Genomic DNA, 22,643 nt, shown 5'->3' with positions numbered 1-22,643 from the left:
GGACTAGCCGTACACAGGCCCCGTGTACTTCTCGCCCGGCCCCTGGCCCGGCTCGTCCGGGATCAGGGACGCCTCGCGGAAGGCGAGCTGGAGGGACTTCAGGCCGTCCCGCAGGGGAGCGGCGTGGAAGGAGGAGACCTCCGTCGCGCCGGCGTCCAGCAGGCCCGCGAGCGCGTGCACCAGCTTGCGGGCCTCGTCGAGGTCCTTGTACTTGTCGCCCTCCTCGGTGAGCCCGAGCTTCACCGCGGCGGCGCTCATCAGGTTGACGGCGACCGTCACGATCACCTCGACCGCGGGGACCTCCGCGATGTCGCGGGTCATGGCGTCGAAGTCGGGGGATTCGGGGGAGTCCGCGGACTGGTTCTGGGGCGTCTCGCTCATGCCTCACACGATAAGCCGACCGGCGCGTCTTCCCGTCGCCGCCGTCCCCGTTCGCGTACGGGCTCGGGTCCTGCTAACCTTGTGTAACGACCGGCCGGACACCTATGTGCCCGGCCCACAAGTGGAGGCTCCGTACTCCCACCTGACCACCCTCACGGGTGGCGGGTCACCGGTCAGGTGGTCCCCATCGTTCCGTACGGACGATGGAACCGCCCGAGTTTGCGCCCCGCGGTTGATCGCGACGGTGCTCCGGTATTTCCGTGGAGCCCCGCCTGTGTCCCGTCCGGGGCGTTTTTTATGCGCCGGCTCGGTTGGTCTCAGTGAAACAGACGTTGCGCGTCCGTCCGCCAGGCGGTCGCGTGGTGCTACCTAGGAGGATCCATCAGCGCCGAGCCCCGCATCAACGACAGGATTCGCGTTCCCGAGGTGCGACTTGTCGGACCCAGCGGCGAGCAGGTCGGGATTGTTCCGCTTGCCAAGGCCCTGGAGCTCGCACAGGAGTACGACCTCGACCTGGTCGAGGTAGCGGCGACCGCCCGTCCGCCCGTGTGCAAGCTCATGGACTACGGGAAGTTCAAGTACGAGTCGGCCATGAAGGCCCGTGAGGCGCGCAAGAACCAGGCGCACACGGTCATCAAGGAGATGAAGCTCCGGCCGAAGATCGACCCGCACGACTACGACACCAAGAAGGGTCACGTCGTCCGGTTCCTCAAGCAGGGCGACAAGGTCAAGATCACGATCATGTTCCGTGGTCGTGAGCAGTCCCGCCCCGAGCTTGGTTTCCGGCTGCTTCAGCGGCTGGCGTCGGACGTCGAGGAGCTTGGCTTCATCGAGTCCAACCCGAAGCAGGACGGCCGGAACATGATCATGGTTCTCGGCCCGCACAAGAAGAAGACCGAGGCCATGGCCGAGGCGCGTGAGGCCCAGGCCGCACGCAAGGCCGAGCGCCAGGGCGTCGCCGCCGACGAGGCGGCCGACGAGGTCGAGGCGGACGAGGCTCCGGTCGAGGAGGCTCCGGCCACCGACGCTCCGGTCGCCGAGGCTCCGGTCGCCGAGGCTCCGGTCGCCGAGGCTCCGGCCGACGCTCCGGTCGAGAACCCCGAGGCGTGACCCGACGGGCTGCCACCCAGGCAGCCCCGGGACCCGCCCGGAACCACCAAAACTAAGAATTGACGCTCCCGCAGTCCGGTGTCCGCACCGGGGGAGCGCCACTGACGAGGAGATACGGCGCGATGCCGAAGAACAAGACGCACTCCGGTGCCAAGAAGCGCTTCAAGGTCACCGGCACCGGCAAGATCATGCGCGAGCGCGCCGGCAAGCGCCACCTGCTCGAGCACAAGTCGTCCAAGCTGACGCGTCGCCTCACCGGCAACGCCGAGATGGCCCCGGGTGACGCCGCCAAGATCAAGAAGATGCTGGGCATCTGATCTTGATCTCCCGCCCTCGGCGACGGGGGCATCCGGCTCAGACCGGGATCCATTCGTTTTTCGGGTCGTGTGAGGACCACCACGACCCCGCTACAAGGAGTTAACAAGTGGCACGCGTCAAGCGGGCAGTCAACGCCCACAAGAAGCGCCGGGCGATCCTCGAGGCGGCCTCCGGCTACCGCGGTCAGCGTTCGCGCCTGTACCGCAAGGCCAAGGAGCAGGTCACCCACTCCCTGGTCTACAACTACAACGACCGCAAGAAGCGCAAGGGCGACTTCCGCCGTCTGTGGATCCAGCGCATCAACGCCGCTGCCCGTCAGAACGGCATGACGTACAACCGCCTCATCCAGGGTCTGAACGCCGCCAACATCGAGGTGGACCGCAAGATCCTCGCCGAGCTGGCCGTCAACGACATCAACGCGTTCGCCGCGCTGGTCGAGGTCGCGCAGAAGGCTCTGCCGGCCGACGTCAACGCCCCGAAGGCCGCCGCCTGATCTTCCAGGCCGCAGTACCTCTGCCCGGACCCGCAGGCGCGTGCGCCTGCGGGTCCGGGTGCGTCGGCCCCCGAAGTCGCCGTCCCCCTCGAAGAGAGAACCGCCGCACCTCATGGTCACCCCCGAGCTGATCTCCCCGCGTTCCCCGCGCGTCGTCGCCGCCCGGCGGCTCGCCAAGCGCAACTTCCGGGGCAAGGACCGCCTCTTCATCGCCGAGGGCCCGCAGGCCGTCCGTGAGGCCGTCGAGCACCGCGGGGCCGGCGGCGAACCCACCCTCGTCGAGCTCTTCACCACCGTCGAGGCCGCCGAGCGGTACGCCCCGATCATCGAGGCCGCCCTCGCCTCCGGAGCCCGCGTCCACCACGCCTCCGACGCCGTCCTCGCCGAGGTCTCCCAGACCGTCACCCCGCAGGGCATCGTCGGCGTCTGCCGCTTCCTGGACTCGCCCTTCGAGGAGATCGTCGCGGCCAAGCCCAAGCTGGTCGCCGTCCTCGCCCACGTCCGCGACCCCGGGAACGCCGGCACCGTGCTGCGCTGCGCCGACGCCGCCGGAGCCGACGCCGTCGTCCTCACCGACGCCTCCGTCGACCTCTACAACCCCAAGTCCGTCCGGGCCTCCGTCGGCTCGCTCTTCCACCTGCCGGTCGCCGTCGGCGTCCCCGTGGAACAGGCCGTCGCCGGGCTCAAGAGCGCGGGCGTACGGATCCTCGCCGCCGACGGAGCGGGTCAGGACGACCTCGACGACGAACTGGACGCCGGCACCATGGGCGGGCCCACCGCCTGGATCTTCGGCAACGAGGCCTGGGGCCTGCCCGAGGAGACCAGGGCCCTCGCCGACGCCGTCGTCCGCGTCCCCATCCACGGCAAGGCCGAGAGCCTCAACCTCGCCACCGCCGCCGCCGTCTGCCTGTACGCCTCCGCCCGCGCGCAGCGCCCCCGAACCTCCGCCTGAGGGGTCCATTCCGGCATCTGCGCCCAGTAGAGTGACGCACTCGGGGGCCCACTGCGCTACACGGAGAGGTGGGGTACGGGGATGACGCTCGGCACGGACAGTCCCGCACAGGCACGGAGCGACGCGCCGCACGCCCCGGAGCGGCCCGAGGCCGCCCGTACACCTGCCGACGGGCCCCGCGCCACCGGTACCGACTCCGGTCCCCGTACCGCTGTCGATGCCGCTGTCGCTGTCGCTGTCGCTGTCGATGCCGATGTCGAAGCCGGTTCCGGTTCCGATTCCGCCTTCGCGGGAGTCCACCCCGACGACCTGCCCGACGGCCTCGTCGTCGCCGACGAGACCGGCCGGGTCGTCTGCTTCAACGCCGCGGCCGGCCGCATCACCGCCGTACCCGCCGACCGGGCCCTCGGCCTCTCCCTCGACCAGGCCCTCCCCTTGGAGGACCTCAAGGGGCGTCGCTGGTGGACCCTGACCGACCCGTACGGCGGACTCGCCACCCGCCGCGGCCAGCCCGAGCGCAATCTGCTGCTCCCCGGCGGCCGCGAGGTCCTCGTCTCCGCCCGGTACGTCCGCGAGTACCCCACCGGCCCCGTCCGCCGCGTCGTGGTCTCGCTGCGCGGCACCGACGCCCGCCGCCGCACCGAGCGCAGCCACGCCGAGCTCATCGCCACCGTCGCCCACGAGCTGCGCTCCCCGCTCACCTCCGTCAAGGGCTTCACCGCCACCCTCCTCGACAAGTGGGAGCGGTTCACCGACGAGCAGAAGCGGCTCATGCTGGAGACCGTCGACGCCGACGCGGGCCGCATCAAGCGCCTCATCGCCGAACTCCTCGACATCTCCCGGATCGACTCGGGCCGCCTGGAGGTGCGCCGCCAGCCCGTCGACCTCGCCGCCGCCATCGGGCGCCACATCCAGGTCCACACCACTGGCGGCCAGTCCCCGGACCGCTTCTTCGTACGGATCAGGCCGCAGCTGCCCGCGCTCTGGGCCGACCCCGACAAGATCGACCAGATCCTCGGCAACCTCCTGGAAAACGCGGTGCGCCACGGCGACGGAACCGTCACCATCGAGGTGAGACCCGGTACGGCGGGCGACGACGGAGAAGAGGGGACGGAGGTCACCGTGAGCGACGAGGGCCCCGGCATCCCCGAAGCGTCGATGAGCCGCGTCTTCACCCGCTTCTGGCGGGGCAGCAAACGCGGCGGCACCGGCCTCGGCCTCTACATCGTCAAGGGCATCGTCGAGGCCCACGGCGGCACCATCACCGTCGGACGGGGCCCCCGGGGCGGGGCCGAGTTCCGATTTACCTTGCCCGTCGGCACGCCGGCCCATCTCATCTGACGAGATCAGAGGCCGCCCCGCCTGCCCACGGGCTCATGACCGTCCGAGCGCCCCGTTAGACTCGACCTTTGGCACGTTTGCGCCCTTGTCGTCGAGCGGGGCCGCGCCCAGCCAGCCAAACGGAAGCACGGGAAGAGATGTCGGCACCGAATAAGTCGTACGACCCGGTCGAGGTCGAGGCCTTGAAACCGGAAGAGATCGAGCGCATGCGGGACGAGGCGCTCGCCGCCTTCGCGGCCGCTGGCGACCTCGACGCACTCGCGCACGCGAAGACCGCGCACACCGGCGGCACCTCGCCGCTGGCGCTCGCCAACCGCGAGATCGGCGCCCTGCCCCCGCAGGCCAAGGCCGCCGCCGGAAAGGTCGTGGGCCAGGCCCGCGGCGCCGTCTCCAAGGCGCTCGCGGCCCGCCAGACCGAGCTGGAGGCCGAGCGGGACGCCCGCGTCCTCGTCGAGGAGGCCGTCGACGTCACCCTGCCGTACGACCGTGTCCCGGCCGGCGCCCGGCACCCGCTGACCACGCTCATGGAGCGCGTCGCGGACGTCTTCGTCTCCATGGGGTACGAGGTCGCCGAGGGCCCCGAGGTCGAGGCGGAGTGGTTCAACTTCGACGCCCTCAACTTCGTCCCGGACCACCCGGCGCGCCAGATGCAGGACACGTTCTTCATCCAGGGCCCTGAGGGCACCACGGGTGACGAGTCCGGTGTCGTCCTGCGCACGCACACCTCGCCGGTCCAGGCCCGCACGCTCCTCGACCGGGAGCCCCCGGTCTACGTCGTGTGCCCCGGCCGCGTCTACCGCACCGACGAGCTCGACGCCACGCACACCCCGGTCTTCCACCAGATCGAGCTGCTCGCCGTCGACGAGGGCCTGACCATGGCCGACCTCAAGGGCACCCTGGACCACATGGTCCAGGCGCTCTTCGGCCCGGACATGAAGACCCGGCTCCGCCCGAACTTCTTCCCCTTCACCGAGCCGTCCGCCGAGATGGACATGCTCTGCTACGTCTGCCGCGGCGAGTCCGTCGGCAACCCGGACCGCCCCTGCCGCACCTGCGGCAGCGAGGGCTGGATCGAGCTCGGCGGCTGCGGCATGGTCAACCCGAAGGTGCTCGTCGCCTGCGGTGTGGACCCCGAGAAGTACAGCGGATTCGCCTTCGGGTTCGGCATCGAGCGGATGCTGATGTTCCGCCACAACGTCGACGACATGCGAGACATGGTCGAGGGTGACGTCCGGTTCACCCGACCGTTCGGGATGGAGATCTGATGCGGGTCCCGCTTTCTTGGCTGCGGGAGTACGTCGACCTGCCGGCGACGGAGACCGGCCGAGACGTCCAGGCCAAACTCATTTCGGCAGGCCTCGAGGTCGAGACCGTCGAGCAGCTCGGCACCGGCCTGACCGGTCCCCTGGTGGTCGGCAAGGTCCTCACCATCGAGGAACTGACGGAGTTCAAGAAGCCCATCCGCTTCTGCACCGTCGACGTCGGCCAGGCCAACGGCACCGGCGAGCCCCAGGAGATCATCTGCGGCGCCCGGAACTTCGCCGTCGGCGACAAGGTCGTCGTGGCCCTGCCCGGCGCCGTCCTCCCCGGTGACTTCCGGATCGCCGAGCGCAAGACGTACGGCCGGGTCTCCCGCGGCATGATCTGCTCCGGCGACGAGCTGGGCATGGGCGACGACGGCACGCACGGCATCATCGTGCTCCCGCCGGAGTACGAGATCGGCATCGACGCCACGGTCCTCCTGGAGCTGTACGACGAGGTCCTCGACATCGCCGTCACCCCGGACCGCGGCTACTGCCTCTCGATGCGCGGCGTCGCCCGCGAGACCGCCACCGCGTACGGCCTGCCGCTGCGCGACCCGGCGCTCCTCGACGTGCCCGCGCCGAACGCGTACGGCTACCCGGTCCAGGTCTCCGACCCGATCGGCTGCGACCGCTTCACCGCGCGCACCGTCGTCGGCCTTGCACCCGAGGCGCGCTCCCCGATCTGGCTCCAGCGCCGCCTGCAGAAGGCCGGCATGCGCCCGATCTCGCTGGCCGTGGACGTCACCAACTACGTCATGCTGGAGCTCGGCCAGCCGCTGCACGCCTACGACCGGAACCGTCTCGACGGCCCGATCGGGGTGCGCCGCGCCGAGGCCGGCGAGAAGATCACCACGCTCGACGGCACCGTCCGCGTCCTCGACGCGGCGGACCTCGTCATCACCGACAACCGCGGTCCGATCGGCATCGCCGGTGTCATGGGCGGCGCCAACACGGAGATCGCCGACCCGGTGACCGACCCGGAGACCGGCTTCGTCACCGGCACCTCCGAGGTCGTCATCGAGGCCGCGCACTTCGACGCGATCTCGATCGCCCGCACGGCCCGCCGCCACAAGCTGTCCTCCGAGGCGTCCAAGCGCTTCGAGCGCGGCGTCGACCCGCAGGCCGCCGCCGCTGCCGCGCAGCGCACCGTCGACCTCCTCGTGCTGCTCGCGGGCGGCACGGCCGAGGCCGGCGTCACCGAGATCAGCGCCCCGTCCGCGCCGCGCACGATCACCCTGCCGGCGAACCACCCGGACAAGGTCGCGGGCGTCGACTACGGCCGCGAGACCGTCGTCCGCCGCCTCCAGGAGGTCGGCTGCGACGTCTACGGCCAGGACGAGCTCGTCGTCACCGTGCCCTCGTGGCGCCCCGACCTCAACGAGCCGAACGACCTCGCCGAAGAGATCATCCGCCTGGAGGGCTACGAGAACCTGCCCTCCACGTTGCCGAAGCCCCCGGCCGGCCGCGGGCTCACCGAGCGCCAGCGCACCCACCGCCGCGTGGGCCGCGCCCTGGCCGGCGCCGGTTACGTCGAGGCGCTGAACTACCCGTTCATCGGCGAGCAGGCCCTCGACAACCTCGGCCTCGACGCGGATGACGCCCGTCGCCGGCTCGTGACCCTGGTCAACCCGCTCTCGGACGAGGAGCCCGCGCTCCGTACGACGCTGCTCCCGGGCCTGCTCGGTGCGCTCCGCCGCAACGACAGCCGGGGCAGCCACGACCTGGCGCTCTTCGAGACCGGTCTCGTCTTCCGGCCCGAGGGACAGCCCGGCGTCGCCGTCCGGCTGCCCGTCGACCGCCGTCCCACCGACGAGGAGGTCGCCGAGGTCAACGCCGCGCTGCCCGCGCAGCCGCGCCGCGCCGCGGTCGTCCTCGCCGGTGCGCGCGAGCAGGCCGGCTGGTGGGGCAAGGGCCGTCCGTCCGACTGGGCCGACGCGGTCGAGGCAGGCCGGAGCGTGGCCGCCGAGGCCGGGGTCGAGCTGATCATCAGCGCCGACCAGCACGCCCCGTGGCACCCGGGCCGCTGCGCCGCGTTCCACGTCGAGGTCGACGGCGAGAAGGTCCTCGTCGGCCACGCCGGCGAGCTCCACCCGCGCGTCGTGAAGGCCTTCGGTCTTCCGGCCCGCAGCTGCGCGATGGAGATCGACCTGGACCTCCTGGAGAAGGCGAACGAGGGCCCCCTGAAGGCCCCTCGTATCTCCTCCTTCCCGGTCGCCACCCAGGACGTCGCCCTGGTCGTCGCCGCGGAGGTCCCGTCCGCCGACGTCGAGATCGCCCTCCGCGAGGGCGCGGGTGAACTCCTTGAGTCCATCCGCCTGTTCGACGTCTACACCGGCGACCAGCTCGACGAGGGCACCAAGTCCCTGGCGTACGCCCTGAAGTTCCGCGCCACGGACCGCACCCTCACGGTCGACGAGGCCACCGCGGCCCGCGACGCGGCGGTCGCCCTGGCCGCCGAGCGCACGGGCGCCGTCCTGCGCGGCGCCTGAGCGACACGGCAGAGCAGCACGAGGAGGGCCGCCCCGGGGATTCCCGGGGCGGCCCTCCGCCGTTCTCCGGCTGCCGGGGGCGATGCCTAGCCCGGGGGCTTCGCGCAATAGTGGAAGTAGTAGGAGAAGGCCAGCGCGTCCGTCGAGGTGAACTGGCCGCCCTTGACGAACTCCGCCACCGCGAAGGCCTTCACCTGGATGCCCTGCGCGTACGTGAGCCAACGGACGGCCCTGTCAAGGAATTCGGGATTCCAGCTCGTGGCCAGGTTCGCCCGAGTCTTCTCCCCGATCGTCCCCAGCGCGCTGTCCAGGTGGTCGTGCCCTTCGACGGGTACGCCGAGCCGCTCCTTCTGGTCGTTGGAGAGCAGGGCCCACACCTCGCCGCACGCCACGTCCTCGATCGTTTCTTTCGCCACCCTCCTCATGTCGAGCTGCAGCTGCACCCATGTGCGAAGAGGGGTGCCCTCGACGGGGACGACGGCGGCGTACGCCACGTTGATCGCATCCAGCTCGACCGCCAGCCGCTGTCCTCGGACGACGGCCGCCACGACCGCCTCCGGCGGGTCTGCGGGGACCGCCGACAAGAGTTCGTCCAGTCTCGTCTTCTGCGAGGTCAGCTCGGTCAGCACGGTCGTCTCCCCGGGGCGGTACGTCTCCACGAGTCTCGTGCCCCGGCTGAAGACGTCGTCGAAACTCCTCATCCACGCAACGGGGTTCGGCACGGGCGGGGGCGGGAGGGCGGCGCCGCCCAGAGCGAGCACGCAGAGAACGGCTGCCACGACGACGGCGAGGAAGCGGAGTGAGCGGAACACGAGGCCTCCCTCCGAAGGGCCCCCACGCGCACCGGGTCGCTCTAGGGAGTGAGCGGACCGACCACGATGTGTCCGGAGCGGGACTCGCACGCCCGGAGAATTCCGCCGCACGTGAGGTCGTCCGCCGTGCTGGACGTCCAACTCTGCTCGCCCAGAACGCGACCGGGTGCACTCGTCGGGCTCCAGCCGAAACTGAACACGATCCGGTACGTGCCCTCGCTCGTGGGCGGTTGGATCCAGACCATGGGCAGGGGGATCTCGTTCTCGCCGGGGAGGATCTGACCTCGGTGCATCTGGTGGGCGACATCGACCCATTGAGAGCCGTTCCACCGCTGGAGGTCATAGGCGGCCACGACGTTCTGCGCGTCCGTGGCCGGAACGGCAGCAGAGCGGAACACCCGAGGCACGGCGCCGGCGTGGAACGTGAGTCGCTGGTCCTGCGCGGTGTTGCCGACGTCGGACACCTGGACCTGGGGCAGTACCACCTGACCGGGCTGCCCGGCCGTCGTGTCGGGAGCATAGGCGGAGGCCGGAGCCGCGGTGCCCAGCGATCCGAACACGAACGCGGCGGTGAGCGCGACCGACGTGGCCAGCACACGGGGGGAGTTGAGGAACTTCATCATGAGTGGCCTCACATGTGACGATCACGGGGCCTCTTCAAGACTTCCTCCTTCAGATTATGCCCGCGCTCCTCATCTCGCTCGCTCAGCCGCCCAGCGACCCTCGGGTCGCACGCCGGACGGGTATTCGGCCGCGCGTGCGCGTGGCGGAGCCCTGGCGAAAGGCGGCGCGCCGGGGGTGCTCACTCCTTCGGGTGAGATCGCCGGGGGGTGTTCCCCCGTGGCCCGTACGGTCGGCAGAATCGACGCGGCCGCAGGGGCGGACCTGTGGGCCGCAGGGCCTTCGGGCGCTGTCGGGGCTCGGGAAGGGCCGTGCATGATCCGTTCCAGGTCGTTGGTCTCCGCTGGCTCCCGGCTCCGCCGGCTGGCCCCGCTCGCTCTTCCCACCGCCTGGGGTGCGGTGGCCGTGGTGTGGAAGTTCGGCTGTCCGCTGGCCCGGCAGCCGGGGCTGCCCATGCGGATCGCCACCAGCGTCGTCTTCCTCACCGTCGGTACCGGGCTCGTCCTCGGTGTCCGGCGGGGGTTCGTGCGCGAGTTGGCCCGGGTGCGGGCCGTCGCCGATGCCACGCAGCAGGTGCTGCTCAGGCCGCCCCCGGCGCGGCTCGACGGACTGGCCCTCGCCGCCGGGCAGTTGTCGGCCTCGCGGGGCGCGTCCGTCGGCGGGGATCTGTACGAGGCGGTGGCCACCCCGTACGGCGTGCGGATCGTCGTCGGGGACGTGCGGGGCCACGGCCTCGCCGCGCTCGGTGCCGTGGTCGCCGTGCTGGGGAGCTTTCGCGAGGCCGCCCATGACGAAGCGGAACTCGGCGGTGTCCTGCGGCGGTTGGAGCGGGCACTCGAACGGCATCTGCGGGAGCGGGCGCGCGACGAGCACCCGGCGCGGAGCGGGGTGGAGCCGGAGCATCCGGTGGCCGAGGAGTTCGTGACCCTGCTGCTCCTGGAGGTCGCGGCCGACGGGCGGCTCTCCGCGCTCAACTGCGGTCACCCCGGCCCGTACCGCATCGGACGGCGGGTGGAGCGGCTGCCGCTCGGCGACCCGCTTCCGCCGCTGGGGGTCCTTCCGCTGCCCGCCGTGCTCGCGCCGTACGCCGGTTCCCGGCTGCTTCCCGGCGAGACGATGGTCCTGTACACCGACGGGGCGGAGGAGGCCCGCGACCATCGCGGCCGGTTCTTCGCGCTCGACGCGGCCCTGGCCGGTGCGGCCGGCGAGGCGCCCGCGGCGCTGGTCCGCCGGGTCCACGCGGAGCTCCTCGACCACACGGGCGGCCGGCTCGCCGACGACATCGCGCTCCTCGTCGTCCGCAACGACCGTGTCCGGGTGCCGGCGCAGCCCGCCGAACCCGGGCTGCGCCGCCCCCGGCCCGCCCCCTCCTCCCACTGTTGAGCGGAGGGGCCGGCGCCGGCGTCGCCCGCCCCGCCACGGAGTGTCGGGCAGATCAGCGGAGCGGGCGACGCGGACCGGGCGGCCGCACTGTACGAGGGGGGAGCCGGCGGCCCGGTCTTCGCCTTGCGGCGAGAAGCACAGTCAAGCGGTACGGGTCCGGGCCGGGCAGAGTGCGCGGACCGGAAGAACGGGTACTTCGTTCACACCCCGTGCGAAATCACCCGTAGGGAATCGGCCACGGGCCGGGTCCGGCACCCCCTAGGCTGAGTTCACCGAGCGACCGGAGGGGGCATGCAGCCCAATACCCTGCTCGACGCCCTGCTCGACGAAGCGGGCGTCTCCCACGCCGGGCTCGCCGCCCGCGTGAACCGGGCCGGCCGGGCCCGGGGCATTCCCCTGCGGTACGAACACACCGCCGTGGCCCGCTGGTTGAAGGGGCAGCGGCCGCGCGGCCAGGTGCCCGACCTGATCTGCGAGGTGCTCGCCGCCCGGCTGCACCGGCAGGTGACGCTGGACGACATCGGCCTCGGGGTGCCGGGCGGGCCGCCGCCCGCCTTCGGGACGCCGCTTTCCGGCTTCGTCGAGCGCGCCGCGGCCCTGTGGCGCTCCGACGAGCAGCAGCGCCCGCACATAGTCGGAGCGCAGGCCGTGACGGGTACGCCCGCGGTGATGCCGGTGTGGGAGTGGGAGAACCCGCCGGAGGACGTGGACGTCTCCCGCGACGGCCGGGGCACCACGGTGTCGGCCGCCGACATCGCCGTACTGAGCGCCGCCAGGTCCCACTACGAGCAGATGTACCGGAAGGCCGGGGGCATCGCGACGCGGGCCCGGATCGTCGGCTTCCTGACCACCGAGACCGCGCCGCTGCTGCGGGGCGCGTACAGCGACGCGCTCGGCCGGCGGCTGCACCGGGCCACCGGCGGGCTGGTGGCGGTGGCCGGGATCTGCGCGTACGACGCGGACGCGCACGGTCTCGCCCAGCGCTACTTCCACCAGGCGCTGCGGCTCGCGAAGGCCAGCGGGGACCGGGGGCTCGGTGCCTATGTGATCGCGCTCCTGGTCAACCAGTCGCTGTTCATGGGGGAGTACCGGCAGGCGGTGGCCTTCGCGGAGGCGGCGCTGCGGGCCGCCGGCCGGCAGATCACCCCGGCGCTCGCCGCCGATCTGACGGCGATGCAGGCGAAGGCGTACGCGCATCTGGGCGACGGCGCGGCGGCGCTGGCCTGCATCCGGCGGGCGGAGGCGGAGGCGGAGCGGATCAGTCCGGGAGCGGAGCCCGCCGAGACGGGGTACGTCCAGCCGGGACTCGTCAACGTGCAGGTCGCGGAGGCCCTGCTCAGTCTGGGTGATCTTCCTGCGGCCCACGAGCACGCCTCGGCGGCGGTCCGGACGCCTTCGCACGACCGGGGCCGCGTGCACCGGCTGGCCATGCTGTGCCAGATCGAGCTGCGGCGGGGCGAGGCCGACGGGGCGGCGCGCACGGCGGTGGAGATGACCGAGCGGGCCCGGGGGATGGAGTCGCGGCGGCTGCGGGACCGGCTGCGGCAGGTGCGGGAGCATCTCCTCGCGAGCGGCGGAGTCGACGCCCGGGACGCGGCGGCTCTCATCGACGGAGCGTTGCGCGTTCCCCTGTAGACCGCCAACTGCTGCGATATTGCCACCAAACAAGCACCGACCAGTCGGAAGGTGGCAAGAACGTGCAGTGGACGAAACTGAGCGAACGCTCTGTCTATGAGAATCGCTGGTTCCAGGTGAACCTCGCGGACGTCGAACTCCCGGACGGCCGCCACCTCGACCACTATCTGATCCGGCTCCGCCCGGTCGCCGTCGCGACCGTCGTCAACGAGGCCGACGAAGTCCTGATGCTCTGGCGCCACCGCTTCATCACCGACAGCTGGGGCTGGGAGCTGGCCGCCGGCGTCGTCGAGGACGGGGAGGACATCGAGAAGGCCGCCGCCCGCGAGATGGAGGAGGAGACCGGCTGGCGGCCGGGGCCGCTGCGCCATCTCCTCACCGTCGAGCCGTCGAACGGCCTCACCGATGCCCGCCACCACCTCTACTGGGCGGAACGGGCCACGTACACCGGTCCGCCCGAGGACGCGTTCGAGTCCTCACGGCGGGCGTGGATCCCGCTCAAACAGGTGCCCGACATGATCCGCCGCGGCGAGATCCCGGCCGCCAACATGGCCGCCGGGCTGCTCATGCTCCACCATCTGCGCCTCGGCTGACGCCCGGGGAAGGAGTGTCGCCGTGACATGCCGGACGGCCCGTACCTGTGCGTGTGTACGGGCCGTCCGGTGTTCGGGGGAGATCAGGAGTACGGGTAGAAGCCCGAGCCCGTCTTCCGGCCGAGCCGGCCCGCGTCCACCATGCGCTGGAGCAGCGGGGGAGCGGCGTACAGCGGCTCCTTGAACTCGGCGTACATCGAGTCGGCGATCGAGGCGATCGTGTCCAGACCGATGAGGTCGGAGAGCTTCAGCGGGCCCATCGGGTGGGCGCAGCCGAACTCCATGCCGTTGTCGATGTCGTCGCGGCTCGCGATGCCCGACTCGAACATCCGGATCGCGGAGAGCAGGTACGGCACGAGCAGGGCGTTGACGACGAAGCCGGAGCGGTCCTGCGCGCGGATCGCGTGCTTGCCCAGCGCCTTCTCGGCGAAGGCCTGCGCACGGCTGATCGTGCCCTCGGAGGTGGTGAGGGCCGGGATCAGCTCGACGAGCTTCTGCACCGGGGCCGGGTTGAAGAAGTGGATGCCGATGACATGGTCGGGGCGGGAGGTCGCCACGGCCAGCTTGACCAGCGGGATGGAGGAGGTGTTCGAGGCCAGGATGGCGTCGGGCCGGGTCATCACCTGGTCGAGCACCTGGAAGATCTCGGTCTTGACCTGCTCGTTCTCCACGACCGCCTCGATCACGAGGTCGCGGTCGGCGAACTCGCCCAGGTCGGTGGTGAAGCTGAGGCGCGCGAGCGTCGCGTCCCGCTCCTCCTCGCTGATCTTGCCGCGTTCGGCGGCCTTCGACAACGAGTTGTAGAGCCGTGTGCGGCCGAGCTCCAGCGCTTCGCCGGTGGTCTCGGCGACCTTCACCTCAAGGCCGCTCCGGGCACACACCTCTGCGATGCCCGCGCCCATCTGGCCGCAACCCACCACTCCGACGCGCTCAATGTCGGCCATGGAGTCCGTCACCTCGTGCCTTTCGCTCTTCTCTGGCGGCGGGCCCCCGTGTGATTCCGGTGCGTCCGCCTCGACCCCACGACGTTACCGCTCATTAACCGATGATCGATCGTCCGGGCCGGGCATGCTGTCCGGGTGCGTGTGACGTATCCGACAGAGGAGGGGTACAAGTGCGGCCTATCGGCAGAAGAGGGTTCGTGGCCGGTGCCACCGGGGCGGCGCTCGTGGTGACGGGAGCGACAGCGGGGGAGACGGCGGTGGCGACGGGGGAGACGGCGGTGGCCGCCGCCGCGGCCCCGGGCCGGAAGCGGCCGCACCGGCGGCGCGAGTTCCGCGGCATGTGGGTGGCCACGGTCGCCAACCGCGACTGGCCCTCCCGGTCCGGCCTCACCGCCGGGGAACAGCGCGCCGAGCTCCTCGCCCACCTCGACACGGCCGTCGAGCGCCGCCTCAACACGGTGGTCCTCCAGGTCCGGCCGACCGCCGACGCCCTGTGGCCCTCGCCGTACGAGCCGTGGGCACAGTGCCTGACCGGTACGCAGGGCCGCGACCCGGGCTGGGACCCGCTGGGCACGGCCGTCGAGGAGGCCCACGCGCGGGGGCTCGAACTGCACGCCTGGTTCAACCCGTACCGCGTGGCGAATCACACGGATCCGACCCGGCTCGTCGCCGACCACCCGGCCCGGATCCATCCCGATTGGGTGCTGCCGTACGGCGGGAAGCTGTACTACAACCCGGGCCTGCCGGAGGTCCGCAGCTTCGTCCAGGACGCGATGCTGGACGCGCTGAGCCGGTACGACATCGACGCCGTGCACTGGGACGACTACTTCTACCCGTACCCGGTGGCCGGGCAGGTCTTCGCCGACGACGAGGCGTACGCGCGGTACGGCGGTGACTTTCCCGACAAGGCGTCCTGGCGGCGGAACAACATCGATCTGCTGGTCTCCGAGATGTCCGCCCGGATCAGGGAGACCAGGAAGCGGAAGCCCGTGGCCTTCGGGATCAGCCCCTTCGGCGTGTGGCGGAACATCGCCACGGACCCGGAGGGCTCGGACACCCGCGCCGGAGTCCAGACGTACGACGACCTGTACGCCGACACCCGCACCTGGATCCGGGAGGGCTGGATCGACCACGTCGTCCCGCAGCTGTACTGGAACATCGGGCTGCCCGCCGCCGACTACGCGAAGCTGCTGCCCTGGTGGGACGCGGTCGTCCGCGGGACAGGTGTCGGCCTGTACATCGGCGAGGCGCTCTACAAGGCGGGCGACCCCGCCCAGCCGCCGCCCTGGCAGGACCCGAAGGAGCTGTCACGCCACCTGGAGCTCGCCGCCGGGTACGGGTCGGTCGGCGGGCACTGCTTCTTCGCGGCGAAGGAGGTCGCCACGGACCGGGCCGGGGCGATGGCCGCCGTGGTGGCCGATCACTACCCGACCAGGGTCCGTCCGCCGAAGGAGGGGGCTCAGCGGGCCTCCGCCTCCGGGTGATGGCGTACGACGGTGTCGGGGCCCGGCGACATCAGGGCCTCGTGACCGTCGTCGTCGAATTTCACGCGGTACGGGGGAGTGCCGTTCTCCCCCAGTACCTGCAGAACCTCGGCCGTACGGTCGTGATGACCGACGGTGCGGCCGTGCACCAGCAGCTTGTCGCCCACACTCGCCTGCATCGGGGTGACCTCCTCGCGAACGCGCCTGTCCTACTCGGGGCCTCTGTCTGCCATTGTGACCCGGATCACCCTGATCCGTCGCGTCAGCCCTTCGCCCGCTGGGTGACCGCGATGCAGACGAGCACCCCGACGGCGGCGAGCGGGGCGGCGAGCGGCAGGCTCTCGCCGAGCAGGAAGACCGACCAGATCAGCGTGAGGAGCGGCTGGGCGAGCTGGAGCTGGCTGGCCTTCGGGATGCCGATCTCGGCCATGCCCCGGTACCAGACGTACAGGCCGAAGAACGTGGAGCCGACGGCCACCCACACCAGGCCGATGACGCCGTGGGCGGTGAGGTGGACCGGCTCGACGGACAGCGATACGGCCGAGGCGACCGCCATCAGCGGCAGGCAGGGGACCAGGGCCCAGCCGATGACCTGCCAGCCCGGCATGAGCGAAGCGAGCCGGCCGCCCTCCGTGTAGCCGGCGGCGCACACGAGCAGCGCCCCGAAGAGGTACAGGTCGCCCGTGGACACCGCGCCGCCGCTCTGCTGGAGCGTGAAGGCGATCACCACGACGGCCCCCGAGATCGCGGCGGACCAGAAGGTACGGGACGGGCGCCGCCCGGTCCGGATCGCGGCGAACGTCGCCGTGGTGAGCGGCAGCAGGCCCACGACGACGGCGGCGTGCGAGGTGGTGGAGGTCTGCAGGGCGAGCGTGGTCAGGAGCGGGAAGCCGATCACGACACCGCCGGCGACGACGGCCAGGCCGGCCCAGTGGCGGCGCTCCGGCAGCGGCACCCGGCCGACGAGGAGGAACGTACCGGCGATGAGCGCGGCGAGCGTGGAGCGCACGGCCACCAGCGACCAGGGGCCGAAGCTCTCCAGGCCCCAGACGGTCGACGGGAAGGTCAGCGAGAAGGAGACCACGCCGAGGAGGGCGAGCAGGGTGCCGCTGCTCCGGGGAGCGAGGGCGGTCCGGCCGCTGACCGCGGCGTCCGGGGCGCCCCCGGCCCGGGGGGAAGTGCTTCCCCCGGTGGCCGTGACCGCTATCGTGGTGGTGGCAGTAGCGCTATCCTGTGGTCTCATGCATGAGCGTAGCAGTGTGGCGGAACTGGCAGAATCCCTGAAGACGGAGCTCAACCGCTACTCACCTGGTGGAAAGCTGCCGTCGAGCCGGGCGCTCGTCGAGCGCTACCGCGTCTCCCCGGTCACCGTCACCCGAGCCCTCGCCCAGCTCGCCGCCGAAGGGCTCGTCGTCACCCGCCCCGGCTCCGGCGCCTTCCGTGCCGAGCCGCGCACCACCCCCGTGGCGGGGGACACCTCCTGGCAGGAGCTCGCGCTCAGCGCCGACACCGCCACCGAACTCGTCCCCCGGGCCGTCGACGCCTCCGGCGTCCTCGTCACCCTGTCCGCGCCGCCGCCCGGAGTGATCGAGTTCAACGGCGGCTACCTCCACTCCTCCCTCCAGCCCGAGCGGGCCCTCGCCGCCGCCCTCGCCCGGGCGGGCCGCCGCCCCGGGGCCTGGAGCCGGCCGCCCACCGACGGCCTGCCCGAGCTGCGCGAGTGGTTCGCCCGCGAGATCGGCGGCAGCGTCACCGCCGCCGAGGTGCTGATCACCGCGGGCGGCCAGTCCGCCATCACCACCGCCCTGCGCGCCCTCGCCCCGCCCGGCACCCCCGTGCTCGTCGAGTCGCCCACCTACCCCGGCATGCTCGCCGTCGCCCGCGCCGCCGGACTCCGCCCCGTCCCCGTACCGGCCGACGCCGACGGGGTCCGCCCCGACCTCCTCGAAGCCGCCTTCCGTGCCACCGGGGCCCGGGTCTTCGTCTGCCAGCCGCTCTTCCAGAACCCGACCGGCACCGCGCTCCCACCGGAACGGCGCCGGGAGGTCGTCCGCATCGCCCGCGCCGCAGGCGCCTTCGTCGTCGAGGACGACTTCGCCCGCCGCCTCGTCCACGACGACGCGGGGCCGCTCCCCGCGACGCTCGCCGCCGAGGACCCCGACGGTGTCGTCGTCCACGTCTGCTCGCTGACCAAGCCCACCTCGCCGAGCCTGCGCGTCGGCGCCCTCGCCGCCCGCGGCCCCGTCCTGGAACGCCTGCGCGCCATCCAGGTCGTCGACAGCTTCTTCGTCCCCCGGCCCCTCCAGGAGGCCGCCCTCGAACTCGTCGGCTCCCCGGCCTGGCACCGCCACCTCCGGGCCGTCTCCCAGGAGCTCAGGAACCGCCGGGAGGTCATGACCACCGCCGTCGCCCTCCAGCTCCCCGACTTCGCCCTGCCCCGCGTCCCCTCCGGCGGCTACCACCTCTGGCTCCGCCTCCCCGACTCCGTGCCCGAGGCCGCGCTCCTCGCCACCGCCCTGCGCGCCGGCGTCGCCGTCGCCCCCGGCCGCCCCTACTTCTGCGCCGAACCCCCCGCCGGACACATCCGGCTGAGTTTCGCGGGTGTGGCGGGCCCCATCGAGATCGTGGAGGGCGTGCGCCGCCTGCGGGCGGCGGTCGACGAACTCACGGCCTGAGCCGCGGACCCGGTCCGGGCGGAGGCCCGGACCGGCCGCACCACGCTTCCCCCGCGTGGCAAATTCACCTGACAACTTCCCGCGCCCCCTGCGACGCTGCGGCCATGAATTCCGGCACCGCATCCGCCCCCTCCGGCGCCACCGTCATGCACGGGGCGTACGAGATCTCAGCCGACCCCGCCCGGATCGACGCGGCCCGCGTCCACCACTGGCTCTCCACGGACGCCTACTGGGCCCTCGGCCGACCTCGGGAGAAGCAGGACGCGGCCATCGCGGGCTCGCTCAACTTCGGCGCCTACCACCGCGAGAGCGGCGAGATGGCCGCGTACGCGCGCATCGTCACCGACTACGCCACCTTCGCCTGGCTCTGCGACGTCTACGTCGACCCGCAGGCCCGCGGCACCGGCCTCGGCACCGCGCTCGTGGCCGCCGTCCGCGACCACCTCGCACCGCACGGACTGCGCCGCATCCTGCTCGCCACCGCCGACGCGCACGGCGTGTACGAGAAGGTCGGTTTCACGCCACTGCAGAATCCGGACAAGTGGATGGCTCTCGGGCAGCAGTGACCCGGCGCCCCTCCGGTCCCGGGAAATGACCCCTTGACCTGGGAGGCCACCGGCCTCACGATCGCGGCCATGAGTCTTCGGGTCACGCTCGTCGCGGCGGCACGCAGCTCCTCCCTGCTCGCCGAACGCTTCGACGACGACCGGCCGCTCGACGAGGCCGGCTGGTACGAGGTGCAGGTCGCCGCGCCCGCGCTCATCCCGCTCGGCGCGGCCGAACTCCGCTACTGCTCCCCGACCCCGCGCAGCCGCGCCACCGGCACCGCCCTCGGCTACGCGCCGCTCGCCCAGCCCGCGCTGCGCGAGTGCGACATGGGCCGCTGGCGCGGGCTCACCCTCGCCGAGGTCGCCGCCCTCGAACCGGCCGCCGTCGACGCCTGGCTCACCGACGCCCGCGCCGCCCCGCACGGTGGGGAACCGCTCCTCGCCTTCATCACCCGCATAGGGGGCTGGCTCGACACCCGCCCCGCCGAGGACTGCTCCATCGTCGCCGTCGCCGAACCCTCCGTCGTCCGGGCCGCACTCGTGTACGCCCTGAAGGCCCCGCCCGCCACGTACTGGAACGTCGACGTCCGCCCCCTCTCCACCGTCACCCTCACCGGCCGCCCCGGCCTCTGGCACCTCCACCTCGACGCGGCCCTCCGCTGACCTGGGAGCCGCCCCCTCCGGCGGTCCCGGCCCGGCCGGTCCTGCACCTCCCCAGCCGGCGGACGCCGACTCCGTAGGTCCGCACGCGGGGCCGCGACCGGCTAGCCTGAGGGCACGATGAACCGTTTGACCACGTCATGGGGCGCCTTCACGCTGACCCGTCATCCCGAGGACCCGCGCGATCCGCTGCGGGCCTGGGACGCGTCCGACGAGTACCTCCTGGGCCATCTGGCCGAGAGCGGTACCGACCTGTCCGGCACCGTCGCCGTCCTCGGCGACCGCTGGGGAGCCCTCGTCACCGCACTCCAGGCCGCCGGGACCGGCGAGCTCGTCCAGATCTCCGACTCCTACCTCGGTCGGCAGGCCACGCGGGCCAACCTCGCGCGCGCCGGGGCCGCCCCGGACGCCGTCCGGCTGCTGACCACCCAGGACCCGCCGCCCGAGCGGATCGACGTCCTCCTCGTCCGCGTCCCCAAGAGCCTCGCGCTCCTGGAGGACCAGCTGCACCGGCTCGCACCCGCCGTGCACGAGGGCACCGTGATCGTCGGCACCGGCATGGTCAAGGACATCCACACCTCCACCCTCCGCCTCTTCGAGCGGATCCTCGGGACCACCCGCACCTCCCTCGCGGTGAAGAAGGCCCGGCTGATCCACACCACGCCCGAGTCCGGCCTCGTCCCGCGCCCGAACCCCTGGCCGCACCGGTACGCCCTCCCGGCGGACACCCCCGCGCCCGGCCTCCCCGGGCTGACCGTCACCAACCACGCCGGCGTCTTCTGCGCGGACCGCCTCGACATCGGCACCCGCTTCCTGCTCGCGAACCTGCCGGGCGACCTCGGCCGGGCCCGCGTCGCCGACCTCGGCTGCGGCAACGGCGTGGTCGGCCTCGCCATCGCCCTCCACGAACCCGACGCGGAACTGGTCTTCACCGACGAGTCGTACCAGGCGGTCGCCTCGGCCGAGGAGAACTTCCGCACCCACGTGGGCGAAGGACGCAAGGCCGAGTTCCTCGTCGGCGACGGGCTCTCGGACCTGCCCGCCGGCTCGGTCGACCTCGTCCTCAACAACCCGCCGTTCCACAGCCACCAGGCCACCACCGACCGCACGGCCCGCCGCATGTTCACCGAAGCGCGGCGCGCGCTGCGGCCGGGCGGCGAACTGTGGGTCGTCGGCAACCGCCACCTCGGCTACCACGTGACCCTCCGCCGCATCTTCGGCAACAGCGAGCTCGTCGCGAGCGACCCGAAGTTCGTGGTCATCCGGGCCGTCCGCCAGCCCGACCGGGACGACACCGCCTGAGGCGTCAGCCCCAGGTGCGGGAGCAGAGGACGAGCTGGTAGCCGTCGGGGTCGGCGACGGTGACGCCGTACTCGTCCCAGTACGGGTTGTGGGCGGGTATGCGCGTACCGCCCGCCGCGAGCAGCCGCTCTATCTGCTGCTCCTCCACGGGCGCGCCGAGGTAGACGACGAACAGGTCCTCGACGGTCGGGGCCGGCTCCACCGGGTGGTCGGGGTCGCGGGTCAGCTCGAAATGCCAGCCCCCGCCGGCCGGGCCGACCATCAGGAGGTCGTGCTCGCCGGGCTCGCGGGCAGTGGTCCGCCACTGCACGTCGAGCCCGAGCCCGTCGACGTAGAACCGCTCGGCGGCGGCGAGGTCCCGCGAGGGGCGGGCGATCCGTACATGGGTCCGCGCATCGATGATCATGCCTTCAGGCTAGGCGGATCCCGGGCGTCAGTCCCTCCGGGGTCACCCTCCCCGGCCCCGGACTTGACCCTGACGCGCGGGTCAGGGTTTACGGTCCCGGCGACCTGACCGACCCTCCCTCCGGAGCGCCTCATGACCACCCACCGCGAGATCCGGCTGCGCACCCGACCCGGCAGTGGCCTCCCCGGGCCCGAGCACCTCGACCTCGTCCGCACCCCGCTCCCCGAGCCGACCGCTCCGGACGAAGTCCTCGTCAGGAACCGCTGGTTCGTGGTCTCCGCCGCGCTGCGGACCCTCATCGGGGGAGGGGTCCCGGGCGCGCCGTTCCCCGGCATCGACCCGGGTGATCCCCTCTTCGGCGCGGCCGTCGGAGAGGTCGTGTCGGCGGCTCCCGGCACGGGCCTGCGGGCCGGGGACCTCGTCTCCCACTGGCAGGGCTGGCGCGAGTACGCGCGCGTGCCGGCCGCCTCCTGCACCCCCCTCGGCGAGGCGCTGCCCGACCCGGTCGCGCACCTCTCCCAGGGCTGGACGGCGTACGCGGCCCTCACCCGGGGCGTGGAGGTACGCGCAGGGGACACGGTCCTCGTGACCGGCGGCGCCGGTGCCGTCGGGACGATGGCCGGACAGATCGCCCGGCTCCTCGGCGCGGGCCGGGTCATCGGCAGCACCGGGACGCGCGCCAAGGCCGAGCGGCTCGTCGCCGAACTCGGCTACGACGCGGCCGTCGTCCGGGGCACGGACGTCCCCTTCGCCGAGCAGCTCGCCGCGGCCGCGCCCGAAGGCATCGACGTACTCCTCGACAACGTCGGCGGCGAGCAGCTGAGCGCGGCGGCGGACGCCGCCCGCCCCGGTGCCCGGTTCGTGCTCGTCGGCGCGCTCTCCGGCCAGCTCGACCCGCGCGGAACGGGCACCAGCGCGCGCGTGGAGCTCGACGCGTACCCGCTCATCCTCAAGCGGATCACACTGCGCGGCTTCAGCCCCCTCGACCACCCGGAGACGGGGGAGGAGTGGCGGACCCGCTTCGGCGACTGGCTCCGCGCCGGCGAGATCACCTTCCCGCACGTCAGGGTGGCGGGCATGGAACGCGCCGCCGAGGCGTTGCGTGAGGTGATGGAGGGGCGTCATCTCGGCACGGTCGTCGTCGAGTTGCCCTGACGGCGGCCGCGAAGGGGACCAATGTGACGACGGGGGC

At 72.4% G+C, this 22,643-nt stretch carries 23 protein-coding genes; 16 read left to right on the top strand and 7 right to left on the bottom strand.

The window, feature by feature from the left end:
* Positions 1-3: 3 nt before the first annotated feature.
* On the bottom strand, positions 4-381 hold the full coding sequence (locus tag ACZ6K0_RS24960) for a DUF1844 domain-containing protein (protein ID WP_376411425.1): 378 nt from the start codon (positions 379-381) through the stop codon (positions 4-6).
* A gap of 381 nt (positions 382-762) precedes the next feature.
* Between ACZ6K0_RS24960 and infC the strand changes: the two genes are divergently transcribed.
* The 7 genes from infC to pheT all read left to right on the top strand — a co-directional run bounded on the left by infC (position 763) and on the right by pheT (position 8,388).
* Positions 763-1,491: a translation initiation factor IF-3 gene (gene infC / locus ACZ6K0_RS24955; protein ID WP_469234697.1), complete on the top strand. Its 729-nt coding sequence runs from the start codon at positions 763-765 to the stop codon at positions 1,489-1,491.
* Between the two features lie 122 nt (positions 1,492-1,613).
* A complete protein-coding gene (gene rpmI, locus ACZ6K0_RS24950) occupies positions 1,614-1,808 on the top strand; it encodes a 50S ribosomal protein L35 (protein WP_024760685.1) in 195 nt (64 codons plus the stop codon).
* Positions 1,809-1,915: 107 nt separating this feature from the next.
* Entirely contained in the window at positions 1,916-2,302 is a 387-nt protein-coding gene (gene rplT / locus ACZ6K0_RS24945) for a 50S ribosomal protein L20 (protein ID WP_024760684.1), read from the top strand.
* A gap of 112 nt (positions 2,303-2,414) precedes the next feature.
* Positions 2,415-3,254 carry a TrmH family RNA methyltransferase gene (locus ACZ6K0_RS24940; RefSeq protein WP_376411421.1) on the top strand — a complete coding sequence of 280 codons (840 nt, stop codon included), beginning with the start codon at positions 2,415-2,417 and terminating at the stop codon, positions 3,252-3,254.
* An 81-nt stretch (positions 3,255-3,335) separates the two neighbouring features.
* A complete protein-coding gene (locus ACZ6K0_RS24935) occupies positions 3,336-4,595 on the top strand; it encodes a sensor histidine kinase (protein WP_469234607.1) in 1,260 nt (419 codons plus the stop codon).
* 137 nt (positions 4,596-4,732) lie between these two features.
* A complete protein-coding gene (pheS, locus tag ACZ6K0_RS24930; protein ID WP_317593859.1) occupies positions 4,733-5,860 on the top strand; it encodes a phenylalanine--tRNA ligase subunit alpha in 1,128 nt (375 codons plus the stop codon).
* Positions 5,860-8,388, top strand: a complete 2,529-nt coding sequence (pheT, locus tag ACZ6K0_RS24925) for a phenylalanine--tRNA ligase subunit beta (protein WP_469234610.1) — start codon at positions 5,860-5,862, stop codon at positions 8,386-8,388. The genes pheS and pheT overlap by 1 nt, the downstream gene beginning before the upstream one ends.
* A gap of 86 nt (positions 8,389-8,474) precedes the next feature.
* Here pheT and ACZ6K0_RS24920 read toward each other — a convergent pair whose 3' ends face one another.
* Together ACZ6K0_RS24920 and ACZ6K0_RS24915 are read right to left on the bottom strand one after the other, a co-directional pair.
* Complete coding sequence (locus ACZ6K0_RS24920) at positions 8,475-9,200, bottom strand: hypothetical protein (protein ID WP_376411413.1); 726 nt, start codon at positions 9,198-9,200, stop codon at positions 8,475-8,477.
* Between the two features lie 41 nt (positions 9,201-9,241).
* Positions 9,242-9,823 carry a hypothetical protein gene (locus tag ACZ6K0_RS24915; protein WP_376411411.1) on the bottom strand — a complete coding sequence of 194 codons (582 nt, stop codon included), beginning with the start codon at positions 9,821-9,823 and terminating at the stop codon, positions 9,242-9,244.
* Positions 9,824-10,136: 313 nt separating this feature from the next.
* Between ACZ6K0_RS24915 and ACZ6K0_RS24910 the strand changes: the two genes are divergently transcribed.
* The 3 genes from ACZ6K0_RS24910 (at position 10,137) to ACZ6K0_RS24900 (ending at position 13,432) form a co-directional block, all read left to right on the top strand.
* Positions 10,137-11,204, top strand: coding sequence for a PP2C family protein-serine/threonine phosphatase (locus ACZ6K0_RS24910; RefSeq protein ID WP_469234613.1), 1,068 nt, complete (start codon positions 10,137-10,139; stop codon positions 11,202-11,204).
* A 291-nt stretch (positions 11,205-11,495) separates the two neighbouring features.
* Complete coding sequence (locus ACZ6K0_RS24905) at positions 11,496-12,839, top strand: transcriptional regulator (RefSeq protein ID WP_469234614.1); 1,344 nt, start codon at positions 11,496-11,498, stop codon at positions 12,837-12,839.
* A 62-nt stretch (positions 12,840-12,901) separates the two neighbouring features.
* Entirely contained in the window at positions 12,902-13,432 is a 531-nt protein-coding gene (locus tag ACZ6K0_RS24900) for an NUDIX hydrolase (protein WP_376411403.1), read from the top strand.
* 83 nt (positions 13,433-13,515) lie between these two features.
* On the opposite strand, the gene ACZ6K0_RS24895 is transcribed toward ACZ6K0_RS24900, so the two are convergent.
* Positions 13,516-14,376, bottom strand: a complete 861-nt coding sequence (locus tag ACZ6K0_RS24895; RefSeq protein WP_376411400.1) for a 3-hydroxybutyryl-CoA dehydrogenase — start codon at positions 14,374-14,376, stop codon at positions 13,516-13,518.
* Positions 14,377-14,546: 170 nt separating this feature from the next.
* Between ACZ6K0_RS24895 and ACZ6K0_RS24890 the strand changes: the two genes are divergently transcribed.
* On the top strand, positions 14,547-15,860 hold the full coding sequence (locus tag ACZ6K0_RS24890; RefSeq protein WP_469234617.1) for a glycoside hydrolase family 10-like protein: 1,314 nt from the start codon (positions 14,547-14,549) through the stop codon (positions 15,858-15,860).
* Here the strand turns inward: ACZ6K0_RS24890 and ACZ6K0_RS24885 are convergent.
* Both ACZ6K0_RS24885 and ACZ6K0_RS24880 read right to left on the bottom strand, forming a co-directional pair.
* Entirely contained in the window at positions 15,836-16,039 is a 204-nt protein-coding gene (locus tag ACZ6K0_RS24885) for a DUF1918 domain-containing protein (RefSeq protein ID WP_376411394.1), read from the bottom strand. The genes ACZ6K0_RS24890 and ACZ6K0_RS24885 overlap by 25 nt on opposite strands.
* A gap of 83 nt (positions 16,040-16,122) precedes the next feature.
* Complete coding sequence (locus ACZ6K0_RS24880) at positions 16,123-16,944, bottom strand: DMT family transporter (protein ID WP_469234619.1); 822 nt, start codon at positions 16,942-16,944, stop codon at positions 16,123-16,125.
* On the opposite strand from ACZ6K0_RS24880, the gene ACZ6K0_RS24875 reads away from it, so the two are divergent.
* The 4 genes from ACZ6K0_RS24875 (at position 16,844) to ACZ6K0_RS24860 (ending at position 21,045) form a co-directional block, all read left to right on the top strand.
* A complete protein-coding gene (locus ACZ6K0_RS24875; RefSeq protein WP_469234621.1) occupies positions 16,844-18,535 on the top strand; it encodes an aminotransferase-like domain-containing protein in 1,692 nt (563 codons plus the stop codon). The genes ACZ6K0_RS24880 and ACZ6K0_RS24875 overlap by 101 nt on opposite strands.
* Positions 18,536-18,639: 104 nt before the next feature.
* Positions 18,640-19,101, top strand: coding sequence for a GNAT family N-acetyltransferase (locus ACZ6K0_RS24870; RefSeq protein ID WP_469234623.1), 462 nt, complete (start codon positions 18,640-18,642; stop codon positions 19,099-19,101).
* Positions 19,102-19,170: 69 nt separating this feature from the next.
* Positions 19,171-19,746 (top strand): histidine phosphatase family protein, encoded by a 576-nt coding sequence (locus ACZ6K0_RS24865; RefSeq protein ID WP_376411382.1) that lies wholly within the window; start codon positions 19,171-19,173, stop codon positions 19,744-19,746.
* Positions 19,747-19,863: 117 nt separating this feature from the next.
* A complete protein-coding gene (locus ACZ6K0_RS24860; protein WP_376411379.1) occupies positions 19,864-21,045 on the top strand; it encodes a methyltransferase in 1,182 nt (393 codons plus the stop codon).
* A 4-nt stretch (positions 21,046-21,049) separates the two neighbouring features.
* Here ACZ6K0_RS24860 and ACZ6K0_RS24855 read toward each other — a convergent pair whose 3' ends face one another.
* Positions 21,050-21,451, bottom strand: a complete 402-nt coding sequence (locus ACZ6K0_RS24855) for a VOC family protein (protein ID WP_469234625.1) — start codon at positions 21,449-21,451, stop codon at positions 21,050-21,052.
* 132 nt (positions 21,452-21,583) lie between these two features.
* Between ACZ6K0_RS24855 and ACZ6K0_RS24850 the strand changes: the two genes are divergently transcribed.
* Positions 21,584-22,606: an MDR family NADP-dependent oxidoreductase gene (locus ACZ6K0_RS24850; RefSeq protein WP_469234626.1), complete on the top strand. Its 1,023-nt coding sequence runs from the start codon at positions 21,584-21,586 to the stop codon at positions 22,604-22,606.
* Positions 22,607-22,643: the final 37 nt, after the last annotated feature.

The organism is Streptomyces sp. NPDC042346 (genome assembly GCF_055581845.1).
The sequence above is the reverse complement of the archived record's forward strand: the minus strand, read 5'-3'. Positions and strand labels throughout refer to the sequence as shown.

Bases quoted from the DNA above. Each gene is read 5' to 3' on its own strand.
- ACZ6K0_RS24960 (WP_376411425.1), bottom strand. From the start codon at position 381: ATGAGCGAGACGCCCCAGAACCAGTCCGCGGACTCCCCCGAATCCCCC.
- rpmI (WP_024760685.1), top strand. From the start codon at position 1,614: ATGCCGAAGAACAAGACGCACTCCGGTGCCAAGAAGCGCTTCAAGGTC.
- ACZ6K0_RS24940 (WP_376411421.1), top strand. From the start codon at position 2,415: ATGGTCACCCCCGAGCTGATCTCCCCGCGTTCCCCGCGCGTCGTCGCC.
- ACZ6K0_RS24935 (WP_469234607.1), top strand. From the start codon at position 3,336: ATGACGCTCGGCACGGACAGTCCCGCACAGGCACGGAGCGACGCGCCG.
- pheS (WP_317593859.1), top strand. From the start codon at position 4,733: ATGTCGGCACCGAATAAGTCGTACGACCCGGTCGAGGTCGAGGCCTTG.
- pheT (WP_469234610.1), top strand. From the start codon at position 5,860: ATGCGGGTCCCGCTTTCTTGGCTGCGGGAGTACGTCGACCTGCCGGCG.
- ACZ6K0_RS24915 (WP_376411411.1), bottom strand. From the start codon at position 9,823: ATGATGAAGTTCCTCAACTCCCCCCGTGTGCTGGCCACGTCGGTCGCG.
- ACZ6K0_RS24910 (WP_469234613.1), top strand. From the start codon at position 10,137: ATGATCCGTTCCAGGTCGTTGGTCTCCGCTGGCTCCCGGCTCCGCCGG.
- ACZ6K0_RS24905 (WP_469234614.1), top strand. From the start codon at position 11,496: ATGCAGCCCAATACCCTGCTCGACGCCCTGCTCGACGAAGCGGGCGTC.
- ACZ6K0_RS24895 (WP_376411400.1), bottom strand. From the start codon at position 14,376: ATGGCCGACATTGAGCGCGTCGGAGTGGTGGGTTGCGGCCAGATGGGC.
- ACZ6K0_RS24885 (WP_376411394.1), bottom strand. From the start codon at position 16,039: ATGCAGGCGAGTGTGGGCGACAAGCTGCTGGTGCACGGCCGCACCGTC.
- ACZ6K0_RS24875 (WP_469234621.1), top strand. From the start codon at position 16,844: ATGAGCGCGGCGAGCGTGGAGCGCACGGCCACCAGCGACCAGGGGCCG.
- ACZ6K0_RS24870 (WP_469234623.1), top strand. From the start codon at position 18,640: ATGAATTCCGGCACCGCATCCGCCCCCTCCGGCGCCACCGTCATGCAC.
- ACZ6K0_RS24865 (WP_376411382.1), top strand. From the start codon at position 19,171: ATGAGTCTTCGGGTCACGCTCGTCGCGGCGGCACGCAGCTCCTCCCTG.
- ACZ6K0_RS24860 (WP_376411379.1), top strand. From the start codon at position 19,864: ATGAACCGTTTGACCACGTCATGGGGCGCCTTCACGCTGACCCGTCAT.
- ACZ6K0_RS24855 (WP_469234625.1), bottom strand. From the start codon at position 21,451: ATGATCATCGATGCGCGGACCCATGTACGGATCGCCCGCCCCTCGCGG.
- ACZ6K0_RS24850 (WP_469234626.1), top strand. From the start codon at position 21,584: ATGACCACCCACCGCGAGATCCGGCTGCGCACCCGACCCGGCAGTGGC.